The sequence below is a fragment of the Pseudomonas sp. AKS31 genome (assembly GCF_023634765.1).
Classification (GTDB): domain Bacteria; phylum Pseudomonadota; class Gammaproteobacteria; order Pseudomonadales; family Pseudomonadaceae; genus Aquipseudomonas.
The window spans coordinates 449,494-459,416 of the sequence record NZ_JAMLFX010000001.1 but is presented as its reverse complement, the minus strand read 5'-3'; the positions used below and the strand labels follow the sequence as shown (position 1 = coordinate 459,416).

The following is a 9,923-nucleotide window of genomic DNA, read 5'->3' as shown; positions in this document are numbered from 1 at the left end:
GGGGGGGGGAGCCGAAACACCGCTCGCCAAGCTTTGTCGCCGAAGCGCTGGCGAACAGTCTGGATCAGATGGCCGTGTACCCGACCACCCTCGGCATCCCGGCGCTGCGTGAAGCCATTGGCGGCTGGTGCGAGCGTCGTTTCGGCGTGCCGAGTGGCTGGATCGATCCGGCGCGCAACGTATTGCCGGTCAATGGCACCCGCGAAGCGCTGTTCGCGTTCACCCAGACCGTGGTCAACCGTGGCGACGACGCGTTGGTGGTCAGCCCGAACCCGTTCTACCAAATCTACGAAGGCGCCGCGTTCCTCGCCGGGGCCAAGCCGCATTACCTGCCGTGCCTGGACGAGAATGGCTTCAACCCGGACTTCGATGCCGTTTCGCCGGACATCTGGAAGCGCTGCCAGATCCTGTTCCTCTGCTCGCCGGGCAACCCGACCGGTGCACTGATCCCGGTCGACACCCTGAAGAAACTGATCGCCCTGGCCGACGAGTACGATTTCGTGATCGCCGCCGACGAGTGCTACAGCGAGCTGTACTTCGACGAACAAACCCCGCCGCCGGGCCTGCTGACTGCCTGTGTCGAACTGGGCCGCAAAGACTTCAAGCGTTGCGTGGTATTCCATAGTTTGTCCAAGCGTTCCAACCTGCCGGGCCTGCGCTCCGGGTTCGTCGCCGGCGATGCCGACATCCTCAAAGGCTTCCTGCTGTATCGCACCTATCACGGCTGCGCGATGCCGGTACAAACGCAACTGGCCAGCGTGGCGGCGTGGAATGACGAAGTGCACGTTCGCGCCAACCGTGCGCTGTACCGCGAGAAATTCGATGCAGTGCTGGAGATCCTCAGCCCGGTGATGGACGTGCAGCGCCCGGATGGCAGCTTCTACCTGTGGCCGAACGTGCAAGGTGATGACGCAGCGTTCTGCCGCGATCTGTTTGAGCAGGAGCACGTGACCGTGGTGCCGGGTTCGTACCTGTCCCGTGACGTCGATGGCGTCAACCCAGGTGCCGGCCGTGTGCGCATGGCACTGGTCGCGCCGCTGGCCGAATGTGTCGAAGCCGCTGAACGGATTCGCGCCTTCATCACTCGCCAGAAGTAAATCGTCGTGCCCGCATCAGGCAATCTTGTGCGGGCATCACGATGGATTATTTCACCTGCCCCAGATTGGCCTCACTCAAATCCAGATCGGCCAACACTTCTCTGAGGACGTCATCACCGATCTGGTGATGACGACTGAGGTTATAGAGTTCCAGACGCTGCGCCCTGAGCGCTTTCAGGCGCATGCGACGCTCGAGTAAATCCATTTGAAACGCGAGGGCCTGGGCTTCGGCGGAGTCGTTGAAGACATCCAGCTGATGACGATACTCGGACATGATCCGCGCCTTCAGCTCGGCCGACAAAGCAGCCTGAGCGGCGTCCTGCGGGGTGATCTCCTCCGTTTCAAGCGCATGAATCGCCGCTTCTGCGGTTTTGCGCCAGGCATCGCGCACTTCCTGGCGCCGCTTGTCGTCCGGGCTTTTTTCAATCCCGCGCAACAACAGCGGCAGCGCGATGCATGCCGAAATCAGCGACAACAGAATCACCCCGGCGGCGATGAAAATCAGCAAGTCACGCTCGGGAAACGCATCCGCGCCCATCAACATCGGCACCGACATCACGCCGGCCAGCGTTACTGCACCGCGCACACCGCCGACAGTCAGCAGCCAGCAAGAGCGTGCGGTCGGGACTTGCGTCAGCTCGCCCTTGCCACGCAAGCGGCGCAACAGCACCGACAAACGCCAGATGCTTTGCACCCAGATAAACCGCAGCAACACCAGCGCGAGGAAAATCGCCACGACATCCAGGCAGCGGTAGAACAGTGTTGGCCACAACGTCGGCTCGTGACTGACCACGGCTTTGATGATGTCCGGCAATTGCAGGCCGAGCAGCAGGAAGATCAAACCGTTGAAAGCAAACTCCAGCAGCGACCAGACGCTGCGATTGAGCAAGCGCGTGCTGGTCTGCCGGGGCAACAGATCGAGCCAGCTCTGCATCATCCCCGCCGCCACGGCCGAGAGAATGCCTGACACGCCAAGGCGTTCGGCCAACACGTAAGCCGCGAACGGCAACAGCAACATGAACACCACGTGCGTCGCCGGATCATCCCAGCCACGGGCGATCATCCACGCCCGCAAACGCCCGACCAGCCAGCTCAAGGCCACACCGACCGCCAACCCGCCAAGCGCCACCAGGACAAACGTCAGACTGGCGTTGGTCAGCGAGAACACGCCCGTGATAGCCGCCGACAGTGCGAACTTGAACGTCACCAGACCCGAGGCATCGTTCATCAGCGCCTCGCCCTGCAAGATATGCATGAGCGGGGTCGGCAAGCGGTTTTGCGAAATGGCCGAAACGGCGACCGCGTCCGTCGGCGACAACACCGCCGCCAGGGCGAAGGCCACCGGCAACGGAATTGACGGCAACAACCAATGAATGAAGTACCCGGCGCCGACCACGGTGAACAGCACCAGCCCGACGGCCAGCGTCAAAATCGGCCCGCGCAGCTGCCAGAACTCGCGTTTGGGCATGCGCCAGCCATCGGAAAACAACAGGGGCGGCAAGAACAGAAACAGGAACAATTCGGGATCGAGGGCAACGTGCAGACCGAGGGTCGGCCAGGCGAGCAAGGCGCCGGCGGCGATCTGGACCAATGGCAGCGGCAACGGGATGACCCGTCCGACCAGCCGCGAGACGCTGACCAGCATCAGCAGGATCAGGACGGTGTAAGCGGTTTGCATAAAGCGGAAATCTCAGACAATCGACAGCGTTGAACTGCCATATTAGCCGCTTAGGATGGATCTGACCGTTGCACCTATGTCGCACTGCCGGATTGCAGTCTCTTGTGGGAGCGAGCCTGCTCGCGAATGCGCTCCGTCATTCAACAGAGATATTGCCTGATACGGCCCCTTCGCGAGCAGGCTCGCTCCCACAGGTTTTGCAGCGTTACGACAACCGTGGCCGACGAAACCGTTTGGTCATGGCATAATCCGACACCATTTTTCTCCAGCACCTGTAAAGGGGGCGATTCCTTGACCGTTTCAAGTAAAACGTTGCACCTTTTCGGCATCAAAGCCTGCGACACCATGAAGAAGGCGCGCACCTGGCTCGATGAACACGCTGTCAGCTACGACTTTCACGATTACAAAACCGCCGGCATCGACCGTGAACACCTGACCCAATGGTGTGACGAACACGGCTGGCAAACGGTGTTGAACCGCGCAGGCACGACCTTTCGCAAACTCGACGACGAACGCAAAGCCGATCTCGACCAGTCGAAAGCCATCGAACTGATGCTCGCTCAACCCTCGATGATCAAGCGCCCGGTGCTCGATCTCGGTGACCGAACCCTGATTGGCTTCAAGCCAGACATCTACGCGGCCGCACTCAAATAAGCAGCCCGTCACTTATTGCTAGAGGTATTCACATGTCCAACTCCCTGTTCAGCATCGCCTTTGGTGTCGGCACTCAAAACCGTCAAGGCGCCTGGCTGGAAGTGTTCTACGCCCAGCCACTGCTCAACCCGTCGGCCGAACTGGTCGCTGCCGTTGCGCCGATCCTCGGTTACACCGAAGGCAATCAGGCCATCACCTTCACCACCGCGCAGGCTGCGCAACTGGCTGAAGCCGTGAAAGGCATCGACGCCGTGCAAGGCAAGCTGCTGACCCGTCTGGCCGAGAGCCACAAGCCGCTGGTCGCCACCCTGCTGGCCGAAGACGCGCAACTGACCTCGACACCTGAGGCCTACCTCAAGCTGCACCTGCTGTCGCACCGTCTGGTCAAGCCACACGGCGTCAGCCTGGCCGGCATCTTCCCGCTGCTGCCGAACGTCGCGTGGACCAGCCAGGGCGCCATTGACCTGAGCGAACTGGCTGAACTGCAACTGGAAGCGCGTCTGCGTGGCGAGCTGCTGGAAGTGTTCTCGGTGGACAAGTTCCCGAAAATGACCGACTACGTGGTTCCGGCTGGCGTGCGTATTGCTGACGCGGCACGTCTGCGTCTGGGCGCTTACGTCGGTGAAGGCACCACCGTGATGCACGAAGGCTTCATCAACTTCAACGCCGGCACCGAAGGCCCGGGCATGATCGAAGGCCGCGTATCGGCTGGCGTGTTCGTCGGCAAGGGTTCGGACCTGGGCGGTGGTTGCTCGACCATGGGCACCCTGTCGGGCGGCGGCAACATCGTGATCAAGGTCGGCGAAGGCTGCCTGATCGGCGCCAACGCCGGTATCGGCATCCCGTTGGGCGACCGCAACACCGTTGAGTCGGGCCTGTACGTGACCGCCGGCACCAAGGTTGCGCTGCTCGACGAAAACAACAACCTGGTCAAGGTTGTGAAGGCGCGCGAGCTGGCCGGTCAGACTGACCTGCTGTTCCGTCGCAATTCGGAAACCGGTGCTGTGGAATGCAAAACCCACAAATCGGCGATCGAACTGAACGAAGCGCTGCACGCTCACAACTAAGCAGCACATTGATAAACTGTGGGAGCGAGCTTGGTCGCGAAGCTTTTAGCGTCCTCGAGGACGCCTTCGCGAGCAGGCTCGCTCCCACAGTGTCTTGTGTACATCCCGCCCAAGTTCACAGGGCTGAACAAATGATGATTCCCTCCCCGTGGCGTGCCGATTTCCCGGCCATCGCCGCGCTGCAACGGCAAGACCAGACTTATCTGGACAACGCCGCCACCACGCAAAAACCCCAAGCCCTGCTCGACGCACTGACGCATTACTACGCCAACGGCGCGGCCAATGTGCATCGTGCGCAACACCTGCCCGGCGCTCACGCGACGCAGGCGTTCGAGGACAGTCGGCTGAAGGTGGCCCAGTGGCTGAATGCCGGTGACAGCGGGCAAATCATCTTCACCCACGGCGCCACCAGTGCGCTGAATCTCCTGGCTTATGGCCTGGAATCTCTTTTTCAACCGGGCGATGAAATTGTCATCAGCGCCCTGGAGCATCACGCCAACCTGTTGCCGTGGCAGCAACTGGCGCAACGGCGCAGTCTTAAACTGGTGATCCTGCCGCTGGACGCCGACGGCTTGATCGACCTCGCCGCCGCTGTGCATCTGATCGGCCCGCGCACGCGGTTGCTGGCGGTCAGTCAGTTGTCCAACGTGCTCGGTTCGTGGCAGCCATTGTCGGCGTTGCTGGGCATGGCCAAGGCGCAGAACGCGTTGACCGTGGTCGATGGCGCACAAGGCGTTGTTCACGGTCGGCATGACGTGCAGGCGCTGGGTTGCGACTTCTATGTGTTTTCCAGCCACAAGCTCTACGGCCCCGATGGCCTCGGCGTGCTGTTTGGGCGCAATGCTGCGCTTGAGCAACTGAAGCCATGGCAATTCGGCGGCGAAATGGTCCTGGAAGCCAACTATCACGACGCGCGTTTCCGCCCGGCGCCGCTGGGGTTCGAGGCGGGTACGCCGCCGATTGCCAGTGTGATCGGCCTCGGTGCGACGCTGGATTATCTGTCGGGTCTGGATCAAGAAGCGGTGTCCGCTCACGAGGCTGCGCTGCATGACTATTTGCTGCGCGGCCTCGCAGCGCGAAACGGCATTCGCTTGCTTGGCAAGCCGCAACTGGCACTGGCCAGTTTTGTCGTCGAGGGCGTGCACAACGCCGATCTCGCGCATCTGCTGACCGAACAAGGCATCGCCGTGCGCGCCGGGCATCACTGCGCGATGCCGCTACTCAAAAGCTTTGAACTGGCCGGGGCGATTCGGGTGTCGCTGGCGCTGTACAACGACTCGGAAGATCTGGAGCGTTTCTTTGAAGCACTGGATCAGGCGCTGGAGTTGTTGCGATGAGCTTGCCGGTTGAAGCGGCTGAGGCGCTGCAGATCTTTCAGAACGCGGCTGGCTGGGAACAACGGGCGCGGTTGTTGATGCAGTTTGGTGATCGTCTGCCGGCGCTGGATGACGCGGATAAGTGCGACGCCAACCGGGTGCATGGCTGTGAGAGTCAGGTGTGGCTGGTTGGGGAATTGCGCGACGGCCATTGGCAATTTGCGGCGAGTAGCGATGCGCGGATGATTCGCGGGTTGGTGGCGTTGCTCTTGTTGCGGGTAAATGGCTTGTCGGGCGCTGATCTGAAGCAAATTGATTTGCCGGACTGGTTCAATCAGCTCGGCCTTTCGCGGCAGCTATCGCCATCGCGCAGCAATGGCCTCAATGCAGTGCTCCAGCGAATGAATGAGTTGGCTGGTTAATCGCCATCGCTGGCAAGCCAGCGATGAGGGCATAAGCCCCAGCATCAAGCCTGAGGTTTAACTCGGTCAGCCGGACGCCGAACCCCCGCAACAATCTTGTCCACAGCCTTGGTCGCCGCGACCATGCCGAACGTGGCCGTGACCATCATCACCGCGCCAAACCCACCGGCGCAGTCGAGCTTCACGCCATCACCGACAAAACTCTTCTGCAGGCAAATGCTGCCATCCGGTTTCGGATAACGCAGTTGCTCCGTGGAAAACACGCACGGCACGCTGTAATGACGGGTCACGGTACGCGAAAAGCCATAGTCGCGACGCAACGTCGAACGCACTTTCGACGCCAACGGATCGTTGAACGTGCGGTTGAGATCGCACACTTGAATCAGCGTCGGATCAATCTGCCCGCCCGCACCACCAGTGGTGATGATCTGGATCTTGCGCCGCTTGCACCAGGCGATCAGCGCAGCCTTGGCGTTGACCGCGTCGATGCAGTCGATCACGCAGTCGATGTTCGGCGTGATGTATTCGGCCATGGTCTCGCGGGTAACGAAATCCGCCACCGCGTGCACCGTGCAATCCGGATTGATCCCGCGCAGGCGCTCGGCCATCACTTCGACCTTGGGCTTGCCGACGGTGCTGTCCAGCGCGTGCAACTGGCGGTTGGCGTTGCTGACACAGACGTCATCGAGGTCAAACAGCGAAATCTCGCCGACGCCACAGCGGGCCATGGCTTCCGCTGCCCAGGAACCGACGCCACCGACGCCGACGATCGCCACATGGGCCGCGCGCAAACGCTCCATGCCTTCGATGCCATACAAACGGGCGATGCCTGCAAACCGCGGATCTTCTGTACTCATGACCATTACCCCAAAAACCGGCGCGCATTATAGGGCTACACAGCGACAAGTTTTAAGCTTCAAGCTACAAGTGTAAGAACTTAAGTCAAAGTCGGCTGCCCAATGTCGGGCATTTCCCTGTCTGATGTACGACTTGCGAACTGCCGGTGTAGGATGCGCGCCCCTCGGGCGTCTAGCCGACCGATCCTCCGTTCCACAGCCTTTGGAACCCGAAATAGCTATGTCATCGCGTAAATTTGGACTCAACCTGGTGGTGGTTCTGGCAATCGCCGCCCTGTTCACCGGTTTCTGGGCGCTGATCAATCGCCCGGTCTCCGCGCCGAACTGGCCGCAGCAGATCTCCGGTTTCTCCTATTCGCCGTTCCAGCAGGGACAATTCCCGCAGAAGGATCAGTATCCGTCTGACGACGAAATGCGCCGCGACCTGGAGATCATGAGCAAGCTGACGGACAACATCCGCATCTACTCGGTCGACGGCTCCTTGGGAGACATCCCGAAACTGGCTGAGGAGTTCGGTTTGCGGGTCACCCTCGGCATCTGGATCAGTCCGGATCAGGAGCGCAACGAGAGGGAAATCACCCGCGCCATCGAACTGGCCAATACCTCGCGCAGCGTTGTGCGTGTGGTAGTCGGCAACGAGGCGTTGTTTCGCGAAGAGATTACCCCTGAGGCCCTTATCGTTCTGCTGGACCGAGTGCGCGCCGCCGTCAAAGTACCGGTCACCACATCCGAGCAATGGCACATCTGGGAGAAGTACCCGCAACTGGCGAAACACGTCGATCTGATCGCCGCCCACATTCTGCCGTACTGGGAGTTCATTCCGGTCGACAAGGCCGGCCAGTTCGTTTTCGATCGTGCCCGCGATCTGAAAAAGCTGTTTCCGAAAAAACCGCTGCTGCTCTCCGAAGTCGGCTGGCCGAGCAACGGCCGCATGCGCGGTGGCGCCGATGCGTCGCCGGCGGATCAGGCGATCTACCTGCGTAACCTGGTGAACAAGCTCAACCGCCAAGGCTTCAACTACTTCGTGATCGAAGCGTTTGACCAACCGTGGAAGGCCAGCGACGAAGGCTCGGTCGGCGCCTACTGGGGCGTGTTCAACGCCGCGCGCCAACAGAAATTCAACTTCGAAGGCCCGGTGGTGGCGATTCCGCAATGGCGTGTGCTGGCCGTTGGCTCGGTGGTGCTGGCCCTGCTGTCGCTGACCCTGCTGATGATCGACGGCTCGGCGCTGCGCCAGCGTGGGCGGATCTTCCTGACCTTTATCGCGTTCCTCTGCGGCTCGGTGCTGGTGTGGATCGGTTACGACTACAGCCTGCAATACAGCACGTGGTTCAGTTTGACGGTCGGTTTCCTCTTGGCGCTGGGTGCGCTCGGGGTGTTTATCGTCTTGCTGACGGAGGCCCATGAACTGGCCGAAGCGGTGTGGATTCACAAGCGTCGGCGCGAGTTCCTGCCAGTCGAGGGCGACTCCAGCTATCGCCCGAAAGTCTCGATCCACGTACCGTGCTACAACGAGCCGCCAGAGATGGTCAAACAGACCCTCGACGCACTGGCCGCCCTCGATTACCCGGACTACGAAGTCCTGATCATCGACAACAACACCAAGGATCCGGCGGTGTGGGAACCGGTACGCGATTACTGCGAAACCCTCGGCCCGCGCTTCAAGTTCTTCCACGTCTCGCCCCTGGCCGGATTCAAGGGCGGCGCGCTGAACTACCTGATTCCGCACACCGCCAAGGATGCCGAAGTCATCGCGGTGATCGACTCCGATTACTGCGTGCACCCGAACTGGCTCAAGCACATGGTGCCGCACTTCGCCGATCCGAAAATCGCCGTGGTGCAGTCGCCGCAGGATTACCGCGACCAAAACGAAAGCACCTTCAAGAAGCTCTGCTACGCCGAATACAAAGGCTTCTTCCACATCGGCATGGTCACCCGCAACGACCGTGACGCGATCATCCAGCACGGCACCATGACCATGACCAGGCGTTCGGTGCTGGAAGAATTGGGCTGGGCTGACTGGTGCATCTGTGAAGACGCCGAACTCGGCCTGCGCGTGTTCGAAAAAGGCCTGTCGGCGGCGTATTACCACGACAGCTACGGCAAGGGTTTGATGCCGGATACGTTTATCGACTTCAAGAAGCAGCGGTTCCGTTGGGCGTATGGCGCGATCCAGATCATCAAGCGCCACACCCGCAGCCTGCTGCGCGGCAAGGACACCGAGCTGACCCGTGGCCAGCGCTATCACTTCCTCGCGGGCTGGTTGCCGTGGGTCGCGGACGGCATGAACATCTTCTTCACCATCGGCGCGCTGTTGTGGTCGGCGGCGATGATCATCGTTCCGCAACGGGTCGATCCGCCGCTGCTGATCTTCGCGATCCCGCCACTGGCGCTGTTCGTGTTCAAGGTCGGCAAGATCATCTTCCTCTATCGTCGCGCCGTCGGCGTGAACCTGAAAGATGCGTTCTGCGCGGCACTGGCCGGGCTGGCGTTGTCGCACACCATCGCCAAAGCGGTGCTGTACGGCTTCTTCACCAGCAGCATTCCGTTCTTCCGCACGCCGAAAAACGCCGACAACCATGGCTTCTGGGTGGCGATTTCCGAAGCGCGGGAAGAGCTGTTCATCATGCTGCTGTTGTGGGGCGCGGCGCTGGGGATCTTCCTGGTCAACGGCATGCCGAGCAACGACATGCGTTTCTGGGTGGTGATGTTGCTGGTGCAGTCGCTGCCGTATCTGGCGGCGCTGATCATGGCGTTCCTGTCGTCGCTGCCGAAACCGGCGGCGGCACCGGAGCCGGCAGCCGCATAATCGGTAACGGATAACGTCAAACG

At 61.0% G+C, this 9,923-nt stretch carries 8 protein-coding genes; 6 read left to right on the top strand and 2 right to left on the bottom strand.

Features of this window, described 5'->3' with window-relative positions; genetic code table 11:
- Positions 1-1,097 (top strand): succinyldiaminopimelate transaminase (gene dapC, locus M9827_RS01945; RefSeq protein WP_250603044.1); only part of this gene is annotated, 1,097 nt, incomplete at its 5' end.
- 46 nt (positions 1,098-1,143) lie between these two features.
- Here dapC and M9827_RS01940 read toward each other — a convergent pair.
- Positions 1,144-2,775: a Na+/H+ antiporter gene (locus M9827_RS01940; protein WP_250603042.1), complete on the bottom strand. Its 1,632-nt coding sequence runs from the start codon at positions 2,773-2,775 to the stop codon at positions 1,144-1,146.
- Positions 2,776-3,066: 291 nt separating this feature from the next.
- Here M9827_RS01940 and M9827_RS01935 point away from each other — a divergent pair, with 291 nt between their 5' ends.
- The 4 genes from M9827_RS01935 (at position 3,067) to M9827_RS01920 (ending at position 6,234) form a co-directional block, all read left to right on the top strand.
- The gene (locus M9827_RS01935; RefSeq protein WP_003222107.1) at positions 3,067-3,429 is read left to right on the top strand and encodes an ArsC family reductase; all 363 of its coding nucleotides are present in this window, start codon (positions 3,067-3,069) and stop codon (positions 3,427-3,429) included.
- 32 nt (positions 3,430-3,461) lie between these two features.
- A complete protein-coding gene (dapD, locus tag M9827_RS01930; RefSeq protein ID WP_011332675.1) occupies positions 3,462-4,496 on the top strand; it encodes a 2,3,4,5-tetrahydropyridine-2,6-dicarboxylate N-succinyltransferase in 1,035 nt (344 codons plus the stop codon).
- A gap of 131 nt (positions 4,497-4,627) precedes the next feature.
- Positions 4,628-5,833 carry an aminotransferase class V-fold PLP-dependent enzyme gene (locus tag M9827_RS01925; RefSeq protein ID WP_250603041.1) on the top strand — a complete coding sequence of 402 codons (1,206 nt, stop codon included), beginning with the start codon at positions 4,628-4,630 and terminating at the stop codon, positions 5,831-5,833.
- Complete coding sequence (locus tag M9827_RS01920) at positions 5,830-6,234, top strand: SufE family protein (RefSeq protein WP_250603039.1); 405 nt, start codon at positions 5,830-5,832, stop codon at positions 6,232-6,234. Before M9827_RS01925 ends, M9827_RS01920 begins: the two co-directional genes overlap by 4 nt.
- Positions 6,235-6,278: 44 nt before the next feature.
- Here M9827_RS01920 and tcdA read toward each other — a convergent pair whose 3' ends face one another.
- Positions 6,279-7,097: a tRNA cyclic N6-threonylcarbamoyladenosine(37) synthase TcdA gene (gene tcdA / locus M9827_RS01915; protein WP_250603038.1), complete on the bottom strand. Its 819-nt coding sequence runs from the start codon at positions 7,095-7,097 to the stop codon at positions 6,279-6,281.
- Between the two features lie 214 nt (positions 7,098-7,311).
- On the opposite strand from tcdA, the gene M9827_RS01910 reads away from it, so the two are divergent.
- The gene (locus tag M9827_RS01910; protein ID WP_250603037.1) at positions 7,312-9,900 is read left to right on the top strand and encodes a glycosyltransferase; all 2,589 of its coding nucleotides are present in this window, start codon (positions 7,312-7,314) and stop codon (positions 9,898-9,900) included.
- Positions 9,901-9,923: the final 23 nt, after the last annotated feature.

Coding starts and splice junctions, on each gene's coding strand:
- M9827_RS01920 (WP_250603039.1), top strand. CDS start 5,830: ATGAGCTTGCCGGTTGAAGCGGCTGAGGCGCTGCAGATCTTTCAGAAC.
- dapD (WP_011332675.1), top strand. CDS start 3,462: ATGTCCAACTCCCTGTTCAGCATCGCCTTTGGTGTCGGCACTCAAAAC.
- M9827_RS01940 (WP_250603042.1), bottom strand. CDS start 2,775: ATGCAAACCGCTTACACCGTCCTGATCCTGCTGATGCTGGTCAGCGTC.
- M9827_RS01910 (WP_250603037.1), top strand. CDS start 7,312: ATGTCATCGCGTAAATTTGGACTCAACCTGGTGGTGGTTCTGGCAATC.
- tcdA (WP_250603038.1), bottom strand. CDS start 7,097: ATGGTCATGAGTACAGAAGATCCGCGGTTTGCAGGCATCGCCCGTTTG.
- M9827_RS01925 (WP_250603041.1), top strand. CDS start 4,628: ATGATGATTCCCTCCCCGTGGCGTGCCGATTTCCCGGCCATCGCCGCG.